Origin of the sequence: Micromonospora sp. C28ISP2-4 (assembly GCF_030519385.1) — a bacterium.
Classification (GTDB): domain Bacteria; phylum Actinomycetota; class Actinomycetes; order Mycobacteriales; family Micromonosporaceae; genus Micromonospora; species Micromonospora tulbaghiae.
The window spans coordinates 116860-136614 of sequence record NZ_JAUMKG010000003.1 but is presented as its reverse complement, the minus strand read 5'-3'; the positions used below and the strand labels follow the sequence as shown (position 1 = coordinate 136614).

General features: G+C 71.7%; 17 protein-coding genes. 10 read left to right on the top strand and 7 right to left on the bottom strand.

Translation table 11 applies throughout. From position 1 onward, the window contains the following. Positions 1–5: 5 nt before the first annotated feature. The 7 genes from Q3W68_RS13945 to Q3W68_RS13915 form a co-directional block, all read right to left on the bottom strand. Positions 6–1373 (bottom strand): MmgE/PrpD family protein, encoded by a 1368-nt coding sequence (locus Q3W68_RS13945; protein ID WP_302905823.1) that lies wholly within the window; start codon positions 1371–1373, stop codon positions 6–8. 1 nt (position 1374) lies between these two features. Next, entirely contained in the window at positions 1375–2211 is an 837-nt protein-coding gene (locus tag Q3W68_RS13940) for an ABC transporter permease (RefSeq protein WP_302905822.1), read from the bottom strand. Further along, positions 2208–3029 carry an ABC transporter ATP-binding protein gene (locus Q3W68_RS13935; RefSeq protein ID WP_302905821.1) on the bottom strand — a complete coding sequence of 274 codons (822 nt, stop codon included), beginning with the start codon at positions 3027–3029 and terminating at the stop codon, positions 2208–2210. The genes Q3W68_RS13940 and Q3W68_RS13935 overlap by 4 nt, the downstream gene beginning before the upstream one ends. Positions 3030–3050: 21 nt before the next feature. Beyond that, positions 3051–4115, bottom strand: a complete 1065-nt coding sequence (locus Q3W68_RS13930; protein WP_302905820.1) for an alpha-hydroxy acid oxidase — start codon at positions 4113–4115, stop codon at positions 3051–3053. Positions 4116–4194: 79 nt separating this feature from the next. After that, a complete protein-coding gene (locus tag Q3W68_RS13925; RefSeq protein WP_302905819.1) occupies positions 4195–5310 on the bottom strand; it encodes an ABC transporter substrate-binding protein in 1116 nt (371 codons plus the stop codon). A 41-nt stretch (positions 5311–5351) separates the two neighbouring features. After that, positions 5352–6095: an aspartate/glutamate racemase family protein gene (locus tag Q3W68_RS13920; protein WP_302905818.1), complete on the bottom strand. Its 744-nt coding sequence runs from the start codon at positions 6093–6095 to the stop codon at positions 5352–5354. Between the two features lie 166 nt (positions 6096–6261). Next, positions 6262–7017, bottom strand: a complete 756-nt coding sequence (locus Q3W68_RS13915) for a hypothetical protein (RefSeq protein WP_302905817.1) — start codon at positions 7015–7017, stop codon at positions 6262–6264. 182 nt (positions 7018–7199) lie between these two features. On the opposite strand from Q3W68_RS13915, the gene Q3W68_RS13910 reads away from it, so the two are divergent. The 10 genes from Q3W68_RS13910 to Q3W68_RS13865 all read left to right on the top strand — a co-directional run bounded on the left by Q3W68_RS13910 (position 7200) and on the right by Q3W68_RS13865 (position 19645). Continuing rightward, positions 7200–8009, top strand: a complete 810-nt coding sequence (locus tag Q3W68_RS13910) for a hypothetical protein (RefSeq protein ID WP_302905816.1) — start codon at positions 7200–7202, stop codon at positions 8007–8009. Then, a complete protein-coding gene (locus Q3W68_RS13905) occupies positions 8006–8668 on the top strand; it encodes a carboxymuconolactone decarboxylase family protein (RefSeq protein ID WP_302905815.1) in 663 nt (220 codons plus the stop codon). The genes Q3W68_RS13910 and Q3W68_RS13905 overlap by 4 nt, the downstream gene beginning before the upstream one ends. Then, positions 8665–9330 carry an SDR family NAD(P)-dependent oxidoreductase gene (locus Q3W68_RS13900; protein WP_302905814.1) on the top strand — a complete coding sequence of 222 codons (666 nt, stop codon included), beginning with the start codon at positions 8665–8667 and terminating at the stop codon, positions 9328–9330. The genes Q3W68_RS13905 and Q3W68_RS13900 overlap by 4 nt, the downstream gene beginning before the upstream one ends. Positions 9331–9361: 31 nt before the next feature. Beyond that, positions 9362–10585: a CaiB/BaiF CoA-transferase family protein gene (locus tag Q3W68_RS13895; RefSeq protein WP_302905813.1), complete on the top strand. Its 1224-nt coding sequence runs from the start codon at positions 9362–9364 to the stop codon at positions 10583–10585. Positions 10586–10630: 45 nt separating this feature from the next. Continuing rightward, positions 10631–11479, top strand: coding sequence for a cyclase family protein (locus tag Q3W68_RS13890; RefSeq protein WP_302905812.1), 849 nt, complete (start codon positions 10631–10633; stop codon positions 11477–11479). Further along, on the top strand, positions 11472–12914 hold the full coding sequence (locus Q3W68_RS13885; RefSeq protein ID WP_302905811.1) for an MmgE/PrpD family protein: 1443 nt from the start codon (positions 11472–11474) through the stop codon (positions 12912–12914). Before Q3W68_RS13890 ends, Q3W68_RS13885 begins: the two co-directional genes overlap by 8 nt. Further along, the gene (locus Q3W68_RS13880; RefSeq protein ID WP_302905810.1) at positions 12911–14368 is read left to right on the top strand and encodes a dihydroorotase family protein; all 1458 of its coding nucleotides are present in this window, start codon (positions 12911–12913) and stop codon (positions 14366–14368) included. Before Q3W68_RS13885 ends, Q3W68_RS13880 begins: the two co-directional genes overlap by 4 nt. Then, entirely contained in the window at positions 14365–15216 is an 852-nt protein-coding gene (locus Q3W68_RS13875; protein ID WP_302905809.1) for a CoA ester lyase, read from the top strand. Before Q3W68_RS13880 ends, Q3W68_RS13875 begins: the two co-directional genes overlap by 4 nt. Positions 15217–15607: 391 nt before the next feature. Then, positions 15608–16930: a cellulose binding domain-containing protein gene (locus Q3W68_RS13870; RefSeq protein ID WP_302905808.1), complete on the top strand. Its 1323-nt coding sequence runs from the start codon at positions 15608–15610 to the stop codon at positions 16928–16930. Positions 16931–17215: 285 nt separating this feature from the next. Next, entirely contained in the window at positions 17216–19645 is a 2430-nt protein-coding gene (locus tag Q3W68_RS13865) for a ricin-type beta-trefoil lectin domain protein (protein ID WP_302905807.1), read from the top strand. Positions 19646–19755 lie beyond the last annotated feature (110 nt).

Genomic DNA, 19755 nt, shown 5'->3' with positions numbered 1-19755 from the left:
ACACGTTAACCGCCGAGCCGGACCGCTCGCATCAGCGTCTCGCAATCCGTCGTCGGCAGCGCGGCCGCACCGTCTACCAGCCGTTCCACAGAGGCCTCCGGCCACCGGCCGGCCAGCAGCCGCCGCACCTTGCCCGCGACCCGGTCGAAGCCGAGGGGATTGCCCGCGTGCCCGCTCGCGGCGAGCACCTCGGCGGTCGCCTGCCGGCCGTCCCGGGCCACCAACTGGATCCGGGCGCCCAGGTGCCGGGGCGGCAACCGGTCGAGCCGGTCGTCCACGGCCAGCCTGGTCACCGACTGCAGGCGCGCGAGCTCCGGGTCCGCGATCCGGCCCGGATCCAGATGGGACAGGTCGAAGCTCCCGTCGCGGACGCCACAGGCGACCACGTACGGAGTGCTCATGCTCGCGGCCAGCGCCGTCGCCGGATGGGCCCGGCCGAGCACGTCGACCATCTCGCGGAAGCCCCAGCCGTTGATCTCCACGATCTCGGCGGCGTCGCAGCCCAGTTCGGCACGGGCGGCCACCGCCGCCTCCAGCGCGGCGTGCGTCGCGCCGGAGGAAGGGTACAGCTTCTGGCCCGCCCGCATCAGCATCGGCTCGCCACCCAGGCCCTCGGTGAGGCTGTCGAGGTCGACCTGGTCGGAGGCGGCGGCCAGATAGCCTCGGTCGGCCGCCAGCGGCTCGTCGGTGGCGCTCAGGCCGGCGCGCGCGGCGAGGCCGGCGAGCAGTCCCTCCCGCGACGCCTGGCCGGACAGGGCGTACCAGGCGTCGGAGAAGTACGACGCGCCGACCACGCCCGCCGCCGCGTTGACGGCAAGGCCGATCGCCGCCTGGTAGACCTCAACCCGCTGCTCGCCGCCCACCTTCAGGCTCGCCACGGCGGCGGCCGCCGTGTTGCACCCGCCCCGCGGATGCCAGCCCCGGTCGAACGCCGACCGGCCGAGAGCGGTGCCGATCCGCATGGTGACCTCGTATCCGACCACCGCCGCCTCGATCAGCGCCGGGCCGGAGGCACGTACCTCCTCCCCGCGCGCCAGCAGCGCCGGGAACGTGCCGACGCCCGGATGCCCGAGCGAGCCGTGCCAGACGTCGTCGAGGTTGGGACCGGACGAGCCCGCGACGCCGTTGAGGAACGCCGCCCGGTCGGGTGCCACGCGCAGGGCGGTGCCGACGACGGTGCTCAGGCCCGGCTCACCGCCGCCCATGCGCAGTTCGGTGGAGACCCAGCGCCGGTGGTGGTCGCGGGTGCTGCCGAGCACCGCCACGCCCAGGTGGTCGAGCAACAGCCCGCGTACCCGCCCGACCACGTCGGCGGAGAGGTCGTCGTACCGCAGGTCGGCTGCCCAGCGTGCCAGCGCGGCGGTCGGGTTCATCTCAGCCCTGCTTCCAGCGGGTCGCCCAGCGCTCCAACACGATGATCAGTTGGGAGAGGATGACCGAGACGCATGCCACGAGCGCGACGCCGGCCAGCACGCCGGTGGTGTTGAAGAAGGCGGCGGCGTTGGCGATGACGTAGCCCACGCCCTGGTTGGACGAGATCAGCTCACCGACGACCGCGCCGATGACGGCCTGCGGCACGGCGATGCGCAGACCGGTCATCACCCACACCGCGGCCGACGGCATGACGACCCGGCGGTAGATGGTCAGGCGGTTCGCGCCCATGATCCGCAGGGAGTCGATGAACAGCGGGTCGACGTCACGCGCGCCGGTGAACGTGTTGTAGAAGACCAGGAAGAACGAGATCAGTCCGACCAGGACGATCTTCGAGCCGAACCCGATGCCGAACCAGAGCACGAACAGCGGGGCCAGGGCGAGCTTCGGCATGCTGTAGACGACTGTGACGAACGGGTTGAGCACCGCCGCGGTGGTCGGCAACCGCCCCAGGGTGAAGCCGACGAGTACGCCGGCCACACTGCCGATCGCCAGGCCCGCGCCGAACTCCTGCAACGTGATCAGCAGGTGCGGCCAGATCGATCCGGTACGGAACCACTCCAGCAACTGCTGCCCGATCGCGCTGGGCGAGCTGGTGAAGAACGGGTCGATCAGCCGGCCGGACATCCACTGCCACGAACCGAGCCAGACGACCACCACGGCGATCTGCCCGAGCGCGATCTTGATCTTCGGATTGAGCTTGCGGGGCGGCTTGGCGGCGGCCGGCCCGGCGGCCGGCGCGGTGACCGCGCTGCGGCTGACCGTCTCGGTGTCACTCATGGCTTCGCCATCTCCTTCTCGCCGGCGTGGATCTCCCGCCCGAGGTTGTGCCAGACCCGGCGGCGTACCTCCTGGTACTCCGCGGTGAACTGAAGCTGCTCCAGGTCCCGCGGGCGGGGCAGGTCGACCTCGATCACGTCGACGATGCGGGCCGGGCGGGCGCTCATCACCACGACCCGGTCGGCCAGCGTGATCGCCTCGTCCATGTCGTGGGTCACGAACAGCACCGCCGCGCCGAGCTTCTCCATCAGCGAGAGCAACTCGGCCTGCATGCGCAGGCGCAGGATCGCGTCGAGCGCGCCGAACGGCTCGTCGAGCAGGAGCGTCTCCGGCTCGTACACCAGCGCCTGGGCCAGGCCCACCCGCTTGCGCATGCCGCCGGACAGGCCGGCCGGGTACGTGTTCTCGAATCCCTTGAGGCCCACCATCTCGATGTAGGTGGCGACCTTCTCGCGGCGCTCCCGGGCCGGAACCCGGCGGATCTGGAGCGGCAGCTCGATGTTCTCGGAGACCGTACGCCAGGGCAGGATCGAGTCCCGCTGGGTCATGTAACCGATGCTGGTGTTCGGGCCGTCGATCGGCGTGCCACGGTAGGTCAGCGACCCACTGGTCGGCGTGATCAGCCCGGAGACCATGTTGAGCAGCGTCGACTTGCCGCAGCCGGACGGGCCCAGCAGCGCGACGAACTCACCCTCCCAGAGGTTGAAGTCCACGCGGGAAAGGGCGTTCACCGGGCCACGGCGTCCGTGGTAGGTCATGGACACGCCCTGCGCCGACACGACGGCGTTGCGGGCGGTCCCCGTTTTCTCAGTAGGCATCCGACTTCTCCCGTATCGCTGTCAGGCCGGCTGGAGCATGGATCGGTCGACCTCGGCCAGACTCGATCGCCCGAGCAGGGCCAGCGACTTGACCATCTCCGCCGCGACCATCTCCAGGGCCCGCCGTACGCCGTCGCGGCCGCCGGCGCACAACCCCATCGCCGCGAGCCGGCCCACCACCACCAGGTCGGCGCCGAGGGCGAGCGCCTTCAGCACGTCGGTGCCGCGCCGGATGCCGCCGTCGATGGCGACGCTGATCCGGCCGCCGACCGCCTCCACCACCTCGGGCAGTTGCCGGAGCGTGGCCGGGGTGCAGTCGAGCTGACGCCCGCCGTGGTTGCTGACGATCACGCCCGCCGCGCCCATGTCGGCGGAGAGCACCGCGTCCTCGCCGGTCATCACGCCCTTGATCACCACTGGCAGGGAGGTCTCGCTGAGCGCCTCGGCCAGGTAGTCGAACGTCCACACCGGCTGGCTCATGGCGCGGAACTCGCCGAACATCTCCTCGGCGTGGTTCGTCTCGCCCTGGTAGTTGCCGCGCATGACGTCCTCGTAGACGAACTGGTTGGCGAGGTTGCGGTCGCGGTAACCGGCGGTCGGGCAGTCGGCGGTGATCACCAGGCCGCGGTATCCGGCCGACTCGGCCCGGCGGACCAGCCGCCGGAAGTTGACCAGGTTGCCGACCGGGTGGAGCTGGAACATCAGCGCCGACTCGGGCGCCACCTCGCGGATCCTCTCCAGCGGGTGGGTGGAGACGTGCGGCGCCAGGGCCAGCGCGCCGACGTCCTGCGCAGCGCCGGCCACGGCGAGCTGGCCGTCCGGGTGGAACAGCCCGTCCGCGCCGAACGGCGCGGTGGCCACCGGCATCTTCAGCGGCCAGCCCAGGTACGTCGTCTCCAGTGACGGCGGCTTGCTGCCGGTGAGGATCCGGGGCCGGAACGTCCAGCGTTCGAACTCGTCCAGGTTGGCGGCGACGCTGCGCTCGGCGCCCGCGCCGCCCTCCAGGAAGTCCCAGACGGCCTGGCGCGCCCCGCTGCGGGCGGCTGCCTTGAGGTCTCCGAAGTTCTTGATGTGGGTGGAGCTCACCCCTGGTACCGAAGTCGTGTTCACGATCGTCTTCCCAACGTCGAGGAGCCGGTCCGGCCGGCGATATGGGCGGGGCAGATCAGTAGGACGTGCCGACCTTGTCGAACGCCTGCTGGGCGATGGAGGCGTTCCAGGTGTCGTCGAAGCCGATCTTCTTGGCCGCGGCCGCCTCGGTGACGCTGCCGTTGATCTCGAAGGCGGTGACCACGAACTCCTTGGCCTGCTCGTACTGCTTCGGGGTCGGGACGATGCTCTTGCCGTAGATCGGGTAGTTCGACTCGAACGCCGTCTTGAAGACCTCGGGCTTGATGTCGGTGAAGATGCCGGCGAGCAGGTCGCGGAACTCGTCCTTCTCCGCCTGGATGAAGTTCAGCGACCGCTGGATCGCCCGGCAGTACGAGGCGATGGCCTCGGGGTTCTTCTCCAGGAAGTCCTTCTTGCAGGAGGCCATGATGTAGGGGAAGCCCACCAGCGGCTGGACCGGGTCCCTGGACATGTCGTAGAGGTACTTCATGCCCAGGTCGGAGATCGCCTGGTCGGAGATCGGCGACGAGATCGCCATACCGTCGATCTGCTTGTTCTTCACCGCCGCGAGCATCGCCGAGCCGCCGCCCTGGATCGGCACGATCTGCAGGTCCTTGTTCGGGTCGAGCTTGCCCAGGTTGCTAGAGACGTAGCGGATAAGCAGGTCCGGGGTGCCGGCGACACCGGTGGAGGCCAGCCGCATGCCGCGCATGGCCGCGCCCCGCTGCTCGGGTGTGCTCGAGTCGGTCAGGCCGGCCTTCTCGAACGACTCGGCGCTGACCACGATGTTCGTGGCCAGGGTGGTCACCATGCCGCAGAAGCTGATCAGCGGCTGGCCCACCGCGGTGGACTTCATGGTGTCCATCGGCGAGCCGACGACGAACTCGGCGTCACCGGCGAGCACAATGTTCGCCACCACGCCCTGACCGGCCACCTTGCCGTTCTGCTGCAGCCCTTCCTCGGCGAAGTAGCCCTTCTTCTCGGCGACGAGGAACGGGGCCCAGATGTAGGAGGTCGCGGTCGACCGGATGGTGGTGTACGGGCCGCCGGAGTTGCCGCCGCCGGTGGAGGCCGCCGGGGCGCCCTCCGGGCGGGAACACGCGGCCAGCAGGCCACCGGCGCCGGCCAGGGTGCCGAGCCGGAGCAGGTTGCGACGGGACAGAGAAGACATGGTTACTCCCGGGGGACGAGTAAGAGAGACGGGGTGGGCGCTCAGTGCCGGCCGAGGGTGCCGAATGCCGCCGGCGAGTCGCCGAGACCGGCCGCCCGGAAGGCGGCCCAGATACTGGCCTGGTTGGCCGTGACCACGGGGATGGAAAGGTCGTTCTCCAACTCGGCGACCACGCCGAGGGTGGAGAGGTTCGTGCAACTGATGAACAGCGCCTCGGCGTCCGGGTGGGCGGCGGCACGAGCGAGTCGGTAGACGACCTCCTCGGACTGCTGCGCGATGGCCGAGACCGGTGTGCGGGCGAGCGGGAAGTGCGCGACGCGCTCCCGCAGGCCGAGACCGACCAGGTTGACCACGTCGAGACCGTGTCCGGTGAAGAACTCGCGCAGCCGCCCGTTGATGGTGTCGTCGTAGGGGGTAGCGACGGCGACCCGGGTGACGCCCAGCGCGCGCAGCGCCTGCACACCGGCGCCCGACGTGGACAACGCCGGGCAGCCGGCGCGCTCGGCGATCCGCCCGACCAGGTCGGTCTCGTACTCGTGACCGCCGACGAAGCTGCCGGATGTGCAGCCGAAGATCACCACATCGGCGTCGAGTTCGGACAACTGCTCCGCGGCGCGCAGGGCGTCGTCGGCCATGGTGACAAGACCGGCCGGATCGAGCCGGGGAATCACCATCCGGGCCGCGTGTGCCGACGCGCCGCGGGGCAGAACGGAGTAGATCTCCGGCTCCATCGTCATGTTGACGTGCGGGACGATCAAGCCGATTCGGGCTCGCCAGCCGTGCATCGTCTGTCACCTCCTGGCGGCCCGGTGCCGGGGCGTAGGTTTAGTGGTGAGGCGGATTCGTTCGCCTGAGTGGAACGCCGGTCCGCTGTGTATGCCGGGACGCTAATGGCTCGTCCCGAGGCCCGTCAAGGGTGGAACAGCAGCCGAGACAAAACGTCCGGCCCGCTCACCGCCAGCGGCCGACCAGGTCGTTGACCAGGCACGACGACGACGCCTCCGGCTGACCGAGGCGGTGCAGTGCGCGATACGCCGCGGCCACCGACGAGGAGAGCACCGGTACGCCGAGCTCGCCGCCGACCGCCGCCACGGCCTCGACCGTGGGCATGCCGGTGCCGCTGAGCAGCACCACCGTGTCCGGGTCGGGGCGCAGCTCACGCAGCAGGGCGGTGACCTCGGCGGGGGTGATCGCGTAGATGCCGTTCGGCGCCGGGGCCTTCTCCACGCCGGCCACGGTAAGCCCGGCGGAGGCCCAGTACGCGACCGCCAGGTCGGTGAGCCAGTCCGGGTACGGCGAGACCACCAGCACCCGCGTGCGGCCGAGTTCGGCGAGCGTCTCCAGGATCGCCCGGGCCGCGGTCAGCCCCTGCCCGGCGCCCGCCGCGTCGATCGCCTCGTGCAGCCGCGCGTCGCCGTCCGTTCCCACCAGGTAGGACGAGCCGGTGCAGGCGAAGTAGGTGACCTCGGGCCGGGCCGGGAGCAGTGTGCTCGTCGCGGGGGTGAGCGCGTCGTTGTAGCCGAGCAGCCGCTCCTTCAACGTGCCCGGGATCTGCGGCAGCGGCGCGATCCGGACATCCACCGCACTCGGCAGCAGGGCGCGCAGCTCGGTCGCCACCGTCGGGTTCTCCGGCGGCACCAGCGCCGCGACCCCACCACCGCCGTTACCGCCCGCCGACACGTCGATCCGATTCGGCTCGTCGCCCATGACAGCCACCGCCTTCCAGTTCGCTAAACATTCCGAGACTTGGCCCGACCCGTTGACAGGCCGGGCTGTGGCACGACAGTATCCACCTTGTTCCGCCTGGGAAACCACCGTTTGTTTCAGAGGAACAATCCTTATCTCGGATGGGCACCCAGGAACCCCGAGGCAAAGGTGTGCAGACTGACATGTGGAATCGCCCTGACGTCGACTTCATCGCGACCCAAGACCTGCCCTGGGCCCCGGTCCCGGGCGGTCAGTTCGGCTCCGGCCACGGCGGCGGCCTGCGCAAGACCTTCTCGGTCGACGAGGAGGACGGCGCCCGCACCGAGCTGCTCGCCTTCGCCAACCGGCAGCAGGGCGTGCTCAGCGCCCAGGCCGACATCTTCGTGATCGCCGGCCGGGGCACCGTCAACGACGAGCCGTACGCACCGGGTACCTACCTGCACGCCCAGGCGATGACCGAGCTCGACTGGGTGCCCGGCGTCGGTGAGACGGTGCTGTACTTCGGCCCGCACAGCACGCCGGACTTCGCCGCCGGACCGGGTTCGGGAACGCTCACCGTGCTGCACGAGACCCGCGACGAGTGGGTGTCGATGGGCTGGCGCGGCGCAGAGGCGCAGCCGGCCGACGTGCGGATCCGGTGGCTGCGCCGCGACGAGGCCGGCATCGTCTTCCTGGTCGGGATGCTGCCCGGATACACGGCGATCAACGAGGAGAAGCACCCGGTCTACGAGGAGTCCTTCAAGATCGCCGGGGACCTGATGCTGGGACGCCGCGGCGTGGTCAAGCCCGGCGGCTACTTCTTCCGCAGCCCGCAGACCTGGCACGGCCCGCTCTACAGCCGCACCGGCAACCTCTCCCTGATCCGCAAGAACGACTTCGGCAGCACCGACTACCGCGACCCGCTGCCGGGCCACGACCTGGGCAGTCTCATCCCCGCCTTCTACGACCGCGACGCCTCGTTGACCCCGAGCCTGGGGCCGTCGCAGCGATGAGCGAGCCCGGCCAGCTCGCCGCGATCCGGGCCGAGCGCGGCTACCTGCTGTCGTACCACGAGGTGTACGCCCGCACGGAGCCCGGCTTCCTGGAGGCGTACACCCGGCTCTACCGCCGGTTCACCCTCGACGAACGGCACCTGTCGGCCCGCGAGCGGGAGCTGATCTGGGTCGGTCTGCTCGTCGCCGACGAGGAGGCGGTGGGCACGCTGCACGTCGAGCGTGGGTACGCCGCGGGGCTGACCACCGACGAGATGGCGCAGGCGACGGCGGTGGCCGGGGCCGCGGCCGCGTGGCGGCCGATCTTCTTCGCCGCGCGGTCCTGGTCGGCCACGCTGCCGATGGACGGCTTCGCCTGCTACCACGCCCTGCTCGCCGCCGCCGCCCCGGACCTGTCCGGCCGCGAGGCCGACCTGATCGCCGTGGTGGTGCACGCGGTGCACCAACAGGAGGAGGCGTTCCTGCACCACCTCGACCGGCTGTACGCCGCCGGGGTGCAGGAGCGGGACGTCGCCGAGGCGATCAGCTACCTGCTGCTGCCGCGCGGCGCCAACGCGCTGCTCTGGGCCACCGACCAGTGGCTGGCCGCCGTGGAGTCCGGCCGCATCACCCCCACCGGCGAGCTGGCCGGCGTCAACACCCGGACCCGCCGCTCATGACCTCGCTGGTGGTCGGCGGACGTGGGGCGATCGGCGCCGCCGTGGTCGACGCCCTGCGCCGCGACGGGGAGACGGTCCACGTGCTGGACCGGGCCGACGGCGTGGACGCCGCCGACCCGCGCCAGGTCCGCCGGTTCCTGGACGCGTTGCCCGAGGCGCCGACCCGGGTGGCGCACCTGGCCGGGTCGGTCGGGCACGGCGGGCTGCTCGACGTCTCGCCCGAGCAGTGGCGGCAGGTGCTGGACGACAGCCTGACCAGCGCCTACGTGGTGGTCCGGGCGGTGCTGCCGGCCATGCTCGCGGCCGGTGCCGGCGCGATTGTGCTGATGAGCTCGGTGAACGGCCGGCACGGCGGAAACGCGCTGTCCGGGCCGGCCTACGCGGCGGCGAAGGCCGGTGTGCTGGCGCTGACCCGCAACATCGCCAAGGAGTTCGGCGGCCGGGGCGTCCGCGCCAACGCGGTGGCGCCCGGACCGGTCCGGTCGGTGATGACCGAGCGCCTGTCCGCCCGGGAGCTGTCGGACCTGGTCGGCCAGGTGCCGCTGCGCCGGCCCGCCGAGCCGGCGGAGGTCGCGGAGACGATCGCGTTCCTGCTCGGGGAACGAGCCAGCTACGTCAACGGCGCCACCGTCGACGTCAACGGCGGGATGTGGACGGGATGACCGGGACCGTACGAGTAAGGAGGTACCAGCGGTGACCGAACGGGAGAACCGGGCGGACGGGCACGGCCCGCTGCACGGCATCCGGGTGCTGGACGTCTCGACCATTCTGGCCGGGCCGCTCTGCTGCCAGCTGCTCGGCGACTACGGCGCCGACGTCGTCAAGATCGAGCACCCCGTCGCCGGGGACAGCATGCGCGGCCACGGCGAGGCCAAGGACGGCGTGCCGCTGTGGTGGAAGGAGATCTCGCGCAACAAGCGGACCGTCGGGCTCAGCCTCTCCGATCCCGACGGCGCCGACCTCTTCCTCCGGCTCGCCGCCACCGCCGACGTCGTGGTGGAGAACTTCCGCCCCGGCACGCTGGAGCGGTGGGGCGTCGGCCCGGACCGGTTGCACGAGGTCAACCCCGGGCTGGTGATCGTCCGGATCACCGGCTTCGGTCAGACCGGCCCCTACGCCGCCCGCCCCGGCTTCGGCACGCTGGCCGAGGCGATGAGCGGGTTCGCCCACCTGACCGGCGAGGCGGACGGCCCGCCGACGCTGCCCGCGTTCGGCCTGGCCGACAGCATCTGCGGCATCGCCGCGTCGTCGGCCGCGGTGATGGCCCTCTACGCCCGCGACGCCCGGGGCGGCCGGGGCCAGGTCGTCGACCTGAGCCTGCTGGAACCCATCATGGCCGCCGTCGGCCCCGGGCCGATCACGTACGACCAGCTCGGCGTCGTCGGCCAGCGGCACGGCAACCGTTCGACGAACAACGCCCCGCGCAACACCTACCGCACCCGGGACGGGCGCTGGGTCGCCGTGTCCACCAGTGCACAGGCGATCGCCGAGCGGGTCCTGCGTCTGGTCGGTCACCCCGAGGTCGTCGACGAGCCGTGGTTCCGCTCCGGCCGGGAGCGGGCCGCGCACGCCGACCTCCTCGACGCGTACGTGGGCGGCTGGATCGCCGAACGGACCCGCGACGAGGTGCTGCGGGAGTTCAGCGCGGCCGGCGCGGCCGTCGGCCCCGTCTACGACGCGCGGGATCTGGTGGAGGACGAGCACGTCCGGGCCACCGAGATGATCACGACGGTGCAGGACGACGACCTCGGCCCGATGCGCATGCACAACGTGATGTGGCGGATGTCGGACACGCCGGGCCGGATCCGGTTCACCGGGCGTGCCCTGGGCGCCGACACCGACGAGCTGCTCGGCACCGAGCTGGGCTGCGCCCCCGAGGTCCTGGCCGAGCTGCGCGCGCGCAAGGTCGTCGCCTGACCGCCCCCGTGGTCGGTCGACCGATTCCGAAAGAGTGAGGAACCCGTGACACCCCCAACCCGAGCCACCGTCGCCGACCCGCTGCTCGCGGCCGTCCGTGGCGGAGTGACCGTCTACGACCTCGGCCGCCGGCTCTCCGTCGGCATGCCCCAGTCCCCCAACCACCCCGCCTACTGGCACTCCCTGCCCCGCCGGCACGGGGACATGGTCCGCTCCGACGGCGGCTCCGCGGCGAACGACATGATCACCATGGGTACGCACGTGGGCACGCACATCGACGCGCTCGCCCACGTCTCGCACCGCGGCCTGCTCCACGGCGGGGCGGACGCGGCCGAGGCGGGCCGGGGCGGCCGGTACGTGGAGCTGGGCGCGCACACCATCGCGCCGATGGTGCGCCGTGGCGTGCTGCTCGACGTGCCCCGCGCGATCGGCGCCGGCGACGGCTGCCCGGCCGGTTACGAGATCACGCCGGACGACCTCGCGGCCACCGAGGCGGCGCAGGACACTCCCGTCGGCGCGGACGACGTCGTCCTGGTGCGCAGCGGCTGGGGCCGGTTCTTCGAGCACGAGGACCGCAACGTCTACATGGGCCTGGAGTCCGGGGTGCCGGGCGTCGGCGAGGCCGGGGCGGTGTGGCTCGCCGACCGCGCGGTGCACGCCGTCGGGGCGGACACCATCGCCTTCGAGCGCCTGCGCCCGGGTGCGGCGCACAGCGTGCTGCCGGCGCACCGGGTGCTCCTGGTGGAACGCGGGATCTACATCATCGAGGCGATGGCGCTGGAGGAACTCGCCGCCGCCGGAGTGCACGAGTTCACCCTGATCCTGGCGCCGCTGCCGCTGTTCGGCGCGACCGGCTCGCCGGTGCGTCCGCTGGCGGTGGTCGGGCATGGCTGAGCTCACGCTGGCCGAGCGGCTCGCCGCGTTCGCCGCAGCCACCACGCACACCGGCCTGCCCGACGACGTACGGCACAGCGTCCGCCAGCGGGTGCTCGACGTGCTGGGCCTCTGCGTCGCCGCGTACCGGCTGTCGACGAGCACCGCGGCGGTCGGCTTCGTGGCCGACCAGGGCGGCCGGCCCGAGGCGCACGCCGTCGGCCTGCCCGAGGCGGTGCCGGCCGCGCAGGCCGCGTTCGCCAACGGGGTGCTCGCCCACTCCCTCGACTACGACGACACGCACCTGCCCTCGGTGCTGCACCCCAGCGCGGGCGTGGTGCCGGCCGCACTGGCCGCCGCCCAGGCGGCGGGCGCCGGCGGGGGGCAGTTGACGGCCGCCGTCGCGGTCGGCCTGGAGGTCGCCGTCCGTCTCGGCATGGCCGGGTACGACCGCAAGCTGGGCAACTCGGTCTTCTTCGAGCACGGACAGCACGCCACGTCGATCTGCGGGGCGATGGGCGGCGCCGCCTCGGCGGCGCTGCTGTTCGGCCTCGGCGCCGAGGGCGTCGCCAACGCCCTCGGCGTCACCGCCTCCTTCTCCGCCGGCATCATCGAGGCCAACCGCACCGGCGGCACCGTGAAGCGACTGCACTGCGGATGGGCGGCGCACTCGGCGGTCACCGCCGCGCAGCTCGTCAAACGCGGTTTCACCGGCCCGCCGACCGTTCTGGAGGGCAGGTTCGGCTTCTTCCGCGCCTTCCTGCGCGACGAGGTGGACCTGGATCAGGTGACCGGCGGGCTGGGCGAGGACTGGTCGGTGCCGGGGATCTTCTTCAAGCCGTACCCGGCCAACCACTTCACCCACGCCGCGATCGACGCCGGGCTGCGGCTGCGCGAGCGCGGTGTGCCGCTGGACCGGATCAGCCGCATCGAGTTGCGGGTGCCGGCCGCGGTGATCCGCACGATCGGCCAGCCGATCGAGGTCAAGCGGGCGCCGGAGACCGGCTACCAGGCGCAGTTCTCCGGGCCGTACGCGGTCGTCGCGGGCCTGCTCGGCGGCTCCGGGCTCGGCGTCGGGCTGACCGACTACACCGACGAACTGGCCCGCGATCCCCGCCGCCGCGCGCTGATGGCCACCGTGGACATGCTCCCCGACGGCCGCTGCGACTCGATCTTTCCCAACCAGTTCCCGGCGATCGTGACGGTCCACACCGACGACGGCCGGGAGTGGACCGAGGAGGTGCTGGCCAACCGCGGCGGCCCGCAGCGTCCGCTCAGCGACGAGGAACTCGCGGTGAAGTTCCGGGAGAACGTCGCCGGCCGGCTCACCGACGAGGCCGCGCGCCGGGTCGAGGACCTGGTACTGCGCCTCGACGGCCTCGACTCAATCGACGAGATCCCCCGGACCCTGGCTCGCCTGGAGGCCGGCTCACCACCCTCACGGAGGAACCCATGACGTCCTTTGACACCCTTGTGACGAACGTCCGCGTGGTACGGCACGAGTGGACGCAGCCGCGGCAGGTGGACATCGCCGTCCGCGACGGCCGGGTCGTGCAGGTCGCCGCCGGCATCGACCCGGCGCTGGCCCGGACCCTCGTCGACGGCGGCGGCAGGCTCGCCTTCCCCGGCGTGGTCGACGCGCACCAGCACTGGGGGATCTACAACCCGCTGGACCAGGACGCCGCCTCGGAGAGCCGGGCCTGCGCCCAGGGCGGGGTGACCTCCGCCATCACCTACATGCGCACCGGGCAGTACTACCTGAACCGGGGTGGCGCGTACGCCGACTTCTTCCCCGAGGTGCTCGCCGCCACCGCCGAACGGTCGCACGTGGACTACGCCTTCCACCTCGCACCGATGTCGAAGCAGCACATCGGCGAGATCCCCGACCTGGTCGAGCGGCACGGGGTCACCTCGTTCAAGGTGTTCATGTTCTACGGCAGCCACGGCCTGCACGGCCGGTCGTCCGACCAGAGCAGCTTCCTGATGATCCCGGAGAACGAGCGGTACGACTACGCGCACTTCGAGTTCGTCATGCGCGGCGTGCAGGCGGCCCGGGAGCGGTTCCCCGAGCTGGCCGACGAGATCTCGCTGTCACTGCACTGTGAGACCGCCGAAATCATGAACGCGTACACCCGGATGGTGGAGGAGGAGGGGACGCTGTCCGGGCTGGCCGCGTACCACGCCTCCCGGCCGCCGCACTCCGAGGGCCTGGCCGTCAGCATCGCCTCGTACCTGGCCCACGAGACCGGCCTGCCGACGATCAACCTGCTGCACCTGACGTCCCGCAAGGCGGTCGACGCCGCCCTGCGGATGTCGCAGGCGTTCCCCCACATCGACTTCCGCCGCGAGGTCACTGTCGGGCACCTGCTCGCCGACATCGACACCGCGAACCTGGGCGCCAAGGTGAACCCGCCGATCCGGCCGCGTGAGGACGTCGAGGCGCTCTGGGAGTACGTCCTGGACGGCAAGATCGACTGGGTGGTCAGCGACCACGCCTGCTGCCGGGACGAGGTGAAGTTCGGTGAGCCCCGGGACGACGTGTTCGTGGCGAAGTCGGGCTTCGGCGGCGCCGAGTACCTGCTGCCCGGCCTGATCTCCGAGGGCAACCGCCGGGGCCTACCGTACCACCGGATCGCCGAGATGACCGCGTGGAACCCGGCCCGGCGCTTCGGGCTGCGGACCAAGGGCGACATCGCCGAGGGCTTCGACGCCGACTTCTGCCTGGTCGACGACGACCACACCTGGACGGTGCGGGCCGTCGACTCGGAGTCGGTGCAGGAGTACACCCCGTTCGAGGGCTTCGAGCTGAGCGCCCGGGTCACCGACACGTTCCTGCGCGGCGAGCGGATCCTGGAGGCGGGTGCCGTGGTCGGCACGCCCCGCGGGCGCTACCTGGCCCGGCCGGCGTGACCCGTACGCCGCGCAGCTACCTGTACGCGCCCGGCAACGAGCCGAGGAAGCTCGCCAAGGCCGCCACGGCCGACGCGGACGCCGTGATCTGCGACCTGGAGGACGCGGTCCCACCGGCCGCCAAGTCCGCGGCCCGGGACAACGTGGCCGCGTTCCTGGCCGACCCGCCACGACCGGACGGTGACTGGTGGGTGCGGATCAACGCCGACTCGGCCACCGAGGACGTGGCGGCGGTGGCGGGCCCGGCCCTGCGCGGCGTCGTGGTGCCCAAGGCCGAGCCGGAGCTGCTCGACGAGGTGGCCGAGGCGTTGACCCGGGCCGAGTCGGCGTGCGGGCTGCCGCCCGGCACGCTGCGGGTGCTGCCCCTGCTGGAGACCGCGCGCGGCGTGCTCACCCTGGACCGGGTGGCCGCCGCGCCGCGGGTCCTGCGGCTGGGCCTCGGCGAGGCGGACCTCGCCGCCGAGCTGGGCCTGCGGCCCGGGCCGGACAAGGAGGAGCTGTGGCCGCTGCGCACCGCGGTGGTGCTCCACTCGGCGGCGGCCGGGCTGGTGGCGCCGGTGGGTCCGGTCGAGACGGCGGTACGCGACACCGAGCGCCTCGACCGGAGCACCCGGATGCTGCTGCGGCAGGGCTTCCGGGCCCGAACCGCGATCCATCCCGCGCAGGCGGCGGTGATCAACGAGGTGTTCACGCCGTCCGCCGAGGAGGTGGCCGACGCGCGGGACGTGGTGGCGCGTCTCGCCGCGGTCACCGGGCACGGGCACGGTGTGGCCGTCACGGCGGACGGCCGGATGATCGACGCCGCGGTGGCCCGGGCCGCTCACGACGTCCTCGCCCGCGCGGTCTGAGGCGGATCCGGCCGGCCACCTGTTATCGCTAACAGGCCGGAGTTCCCCCCGGCCGACGACGCCGCGGCGACCAGCGCCGGAACGGGCTCCCGCCGCCCGTTCCGGCGCTCGCGGTTGAATGTGTTATCGATAACCTGCTATGTTCCGGCACGGGAGCGAAGGGCACGCTCCCCGTCACCCCCGCAACCGGCAAGGCGACCCGAGGCACCTTCCTCGCCGCCCCGCCGGCCGGTGACCAGTCCGGGCCGCTCCGCCGATGCACGCCGACGCAGGCGGCCAACGGACGACTTCGGCCCCGGCCGCACGCGCGGCTCCGCGCCCTCTTCGCAGGCGACGTCGGCATCGACGGACGGTCCGGCCTGCACCGCCACCCAGGGCAAGGAGTCCAGCAATGGCGAAACGAACATCCCTCCTCTCATCCGTCGCCGCCGCGGCCGTGCTCCTCGCGGCGGCGGCCGGCGGCGCGCTCAGCGCCGGCCTCGGCGAGACGGCGCAGGCGTCGACAAACGGCACACTCGCCGCGACCGCCGGCTGCGGCAAGGCGCCCACGCTGTCCAGCGGGACGCGCACCATCTCCAGCGGCGGCCAGAACCGCAGCTACATCCTGCGCATCCCGGACGGGTACGACCGCAACCGCCCGTACCGGCTGATCTTCGGGTTCCACTGGCTGAACGGCTCGGCGAACAACGTCGCCTCGGCCGGCTACTACGGGCTGCTGCCGCTGTCGAACAACAGCACGATCTTCGTCGCGCCGCAGGGCATCGACAACGGCTGGGCCAACACCAACGGCCGGGACCTGACGCTGTTCGACGACATCTCCCGGCAGGTCGAGAACGACCTCTGCGTCGACACCAGCCAGCGGTTCGCGCTCGGCTGGAGCTACGGCGGGGCGATGAGCTACGCGGTGGCCTGCGCCCGGCCCACGATCGTCCGCGCGGTCACCGTCATCTCCGGCGCCAACCTCAGCGGCTGCAACGGCGGCACCCAGCCGGTCGCATACTTCGGCATCCACGGCACCTACGACAGCGTGCTGAACATCTCCATGGGCCGGTCGCTGCGCGACACGTTCGTCCGCAACAACGGCTGCACCGCGCAGAGCCCGCGCGAGCCGAGCCGGGGCAGCCTCACCCACATCACCACCACGTACTCCGGCTGCCGCGAGGGCTACCCGGTGCAGTGGGCCGCGTTCGACGGCGACCACACCCCCAGCCCGGTCGACGGGTCGTCCAGCCCGAACGACTCCCGGACCTGGACGTCGGGGGAGATCTGGCGGTTCTTCAGCCAGTTCGCGTCCACCACGCCGCCGCCGACCACCGCGCCGCCCACGACCCCGCCGCCCACGACCCCGCCGCCCACCACGCCGCCGCCGACCACCCCGCCCCCCACGACCCCGCCGCCGACCGGTGAGCCGGGCGCGTGCACCGCCACCTACCGGACCGTGAACACCTGGCCCGGTGGCTTCCAGGCCGAGGTGACGGTGGCCAACAACGGCGCGACCACGCTCAACGGCTGGACCGTACGCCTGACCCTGGCCTCCGGCCAGGCGATCAGCAGCCTCTGGAACGGCGTCAACACGGGCACCACCGGCTCGGTGTCGGTCCGCAACGCCGACTACAACGGCACGGTGGGCGCGAACGGCTCGACGACGTTCGGGTTCACCGCCACCGGAAACGGGGCCACCGCGCCCAGCGGTGTCAGCTGCACCAGTCCCTGACCTCTCGCCGGACCGCCGGTCCCCGCACGGGGAGCCGGGCCGTGGGTGGCATGCGCCGCCCCGGCCCGGCACCGGCCGGAACAACCGATGTCCCGCCGGGCGGCGGGATGTGCTCTAATTAACACTGGTCGATGTTTGCGCTAACATTTGCGACTCCGCCGAGCACCGCCACCGACACCTCGGAGCCGTTGCACCGTCACTGTTAGCGTGTACACCGACGGCCACCCACAACTCGCTAGGCACCGTCCGTACGGTCGGGCGCCCGCGCGTACCCGAGGAGCCGTCATGGTGATCCCCCGTCCCCGGTCCGCCCGATCCGGGCCGTCGCGTCTCGTCATTTCCGCCCTGGCTCTCGCCCTGGCCGCCACCGGCGGCGGCCTGACGCTCGCCGCGAGCCCCGCACAGGCCGCCACCTCGATCACCGTCAACGGCGCCTCCGCCGGCCAGACGTTCGACGGGGTGGGTGCGGTCAGCGGCGGCGGCGGCAACAGCCGGCTGCTGATCGACTATCCGGAGCCGCAGCGCGGGCAGATCCTGGACTACCTGTTCAAGCCCGGCTACGGCGCCGCCCTGCAGATCCTCAAGGTCGAGATGGGCGGCGACACCAACTCCACCAGCGGCTCGGAGCCGAGCCACGAGCACGTCCGGGGCGACCTGAACTGCAACCGCGGCTACCAGTGGTGGATCATGGAGCAGGCCAAGGCCCGCAACCCCGCCATCAAGCTGGCGGCGTTGCCCTGGGGTGCCCCCGGGTGGATCGGCAACGGCAACTTCATGTCCCAAGACATGATCAACTACTTCGTGGACTGGCTGGGCTGCGCGCGGCAGCACAACCTCACCATGGACTACATCACCGCCGCACAGAACGAGAAGCGGACCGACGCGAACTGGACCATCAGCCTGCGTCAGGCGCTGAACGCCAACGGCTACGGCGGCGTGAAGATCATCTACGGGGACGACTACCCCGGCAGCTGGGGCCCGGCCAACGCCGTGGCCAGCAACACCACGTTGCGCAACAGCATCGACGTGCTCAGCGGCCACTACCCGTGCGGCTACCTCAGCGCGCAGACCACCTGCACCGTCTCGTCGACAGCCACCTCCACCGGCAAGACGCTGTGGAACAGCGAGGGCGGCTCGCAGGACTACAACGACGGCGCCAAGCCGCTGGCGCGCGGCATCAACCGCGGCTACATCGACGGCCGGATGGTCGCCTACCTCAACTGGGACCTGATCGCCGCCATCACCCCGAACCTGCCCTGGTCCACGGTCGGGCTGATCCTGGCCAACCAGCCCTGGTCCGGATGGTACTCGGTCGGCAAGAACACCTGGGCGCTGGCGCACACCACGCAGTTCACCGCGCCGGGCTGGCGCTATCTGGACTCGTCCTCGGGCTACCTGGGCGGCAACCGCAACAACGGCAGCTACGTGTCGCTGCGCTCGCCCACCACCGGCGACTACAGCACGGTCATCGAGACCATGGACGCCACAGCGGCCCAGCAGGTCACCATGAACGTCACCGGCGGGCTGTCCACCGGGCAGGTGCGCGTCTGGTCCACGAACCTGAACTCGACGAACCCGAACGACTTCTTCGTCCGTGGCGCGGACATCACCCCGTCGGGCGGTTCGTTCTCGCTCACCGTCCAGCCCGGTCACCTCTACACCGTCACCACGACCACCGGGCAGGGCAAGGGCACCGCGACCAGCCCGGCGCAGGGTTCGCTGAGCCTGCCGTACCGCGACGACTTCGACAGCTACGCCAGCGGGCGGATACCGAAGTACCTCCAGGACATGCAGGGCGCGTTCGAGATCGTCGGCTGCGGCGCCGGCCGGGCCGGCATGTGCCTGCGTCAGATGTCCGCGCAGGCGCCCATCACCTGGAAGACGCTCGCCGACCCGGCCACCTACGGCGGGAACCTGAGCTGGGGCAACTACACGGTCTCCGCCGCCGTCCTGCTCGAACAGTCCGGCTACGCCCAGATCCAGGGCCGCGTCGGCACCACCAACCTGGACCCGATCGGCCGGTACAACGGCTACTTCCTGCGGGTCACCGACTCCGGCGCGTGGTCGATCCTGCGCAACAACACCGCGGGGCAGCTCGCCACGCTGCGCAGCGGGAACGTCGCGGCGCTGGGCACCAACCGCTGGCACAGCCTCGCGCTCGGCTTCTCCGGCACCACCATCACCGCGAGCATCGACGGCACGGCTGTCGGCACCGTCACCGACTCCACGTTCGGCACCGGCCAGGTCGGCTTCGGCACCAGCCAGGGTGAGACCGCCCAGTTCGACAACCTGTCGGTGGTCGCCGGCCCGGGCGGCAACCCCGGCGGTACGAGCGGCGCGTGGCTCAACCCCAACTCCAGCCGGTGCCTCGACGTGCCGAACCAGTCCCAGACCAACGGCACGCAGGTGACGTTGTGGGAGTGCAACGGCGGCGCGAACCAGCAGTGGACCGCGACCTCCGGCCGGCAGCTCCAGGTGTACGGCAGCAAGTGCCTCGACGCCGAGGGCCAGGGCAGCTCGTCCGGCACCCGGGTGATCATCTGGGACTGCAACGGCGGCACCAACCAGCAGTGGAACGTCAACTCCGACGGCACGATCACCGGCGTCCAGTCCGGACTGTGCCTGAGCCCGAACGGCGGCGGGACCGGCAACGGCACCCCGATCGTCCTGTCCGCCTGCACCGGCGGCAGCAGCCAGAAATGGAGCCGGGCGTGACGGCCCGACCTTCGCCGACCGTACCCATCCGCCGCGGCGCGGCCTACCGGGGAGATGACCTGTGACGTCAACGCTATGGAGAACCGACCGCCGGACCAGACGATGGCTCG

Coding starts and splice junctions, on each gene's coding strand:
- Q3W68_RS13945 (WP_302905823.1), bottom strand. CDS start 1,373: ATGAACCCGACCGCCGCGCTGGCACGCTGGGCAGCCGACCTGCGGTAC.
- Q3W68_RS13940 (WP_302905822.1), bottom strand. CDS start 2,211: ATGAGTGACACCGAGACGGTCAGCCGCAGCGCGGTCACCGCGCCGGCC.
- Q3W68_RS13935 (WP_302905821.1), bottom strand. CDS start 3,029: ATGCCTACTGAGAAAACGGGGACCGCCCGCAACGCCGTCGTGTCGGCG.
- Q3W68_RS13925 (WP_302905819.1), bottom strand. CDS start 5,310: ATGTCTTCTCTGTCCCGTCGCAACCTGCTCCGGCTCGGCACCCTGGCC.
- Q3W68_RS13920 (WP_302905818.1), bottom strand. CDS start 6,095: ATGCACGGCTGGCGAGCCCGAATCGGCTTGATCGTCCCGCACGTCAAC.
- Q3W68_RS13915 (WP_302905817.1), bottom strand. CDS start 7,017: ATGGGCGACGAGCCGAATCGGATCGACGTGTCGGCGGGCGGTAACGGC.
- Q3W68_RS13910 (WP_302905816.1), top strand. CDS start 7,200: ATGTGGAATCGCCCTGACGTCGACTTCATCGCGACCCAAGACCTGCCC.
- Q3W68_RS13905 (WP_302905815.1), top strand. CDS start 8,006: ATGAGCGAGCCCGGCCAGCTCGCCGCGATCCGGGCCGAGCGCGGCTAC.
- Q3W68_RS13900 (WP_302905814.1), top strand. CDS start 8,665: ATGACCTCGCTGGTGGTCGGCGGACGTGGGGCGATCGGCGCCGCCGTG.
- Q3W68_RS13885 (WP_302905811.1), top strand. CDS start 11,472: ATGGCTGAGCTCACGCTGGCCGAGCGGCTCGCCGCGTTCGCCGCAGCC.
- Q3W68_RS13880 (WP_302905810.1), top strand. CDS start 12,911: ATGACGTCCTTTGACACCCTTGTGACGAACGTCCGCGTGGTACGGCAC.
- Q3W68_RS13870 (WP_302905808.1), top strand. CDS start 15,608: ATGGCGAAACGAACATCCCTCCTCTCATCCGTCGCCGCCGCGGCCGTG.
- Q3W68_RS13865 (WP_302905807.1), top strand. CDS start 17,216: ATGGTGATCCCCCGTCCCCGGTCCGCCCGATCCGGGCCGTCGCGTCTC.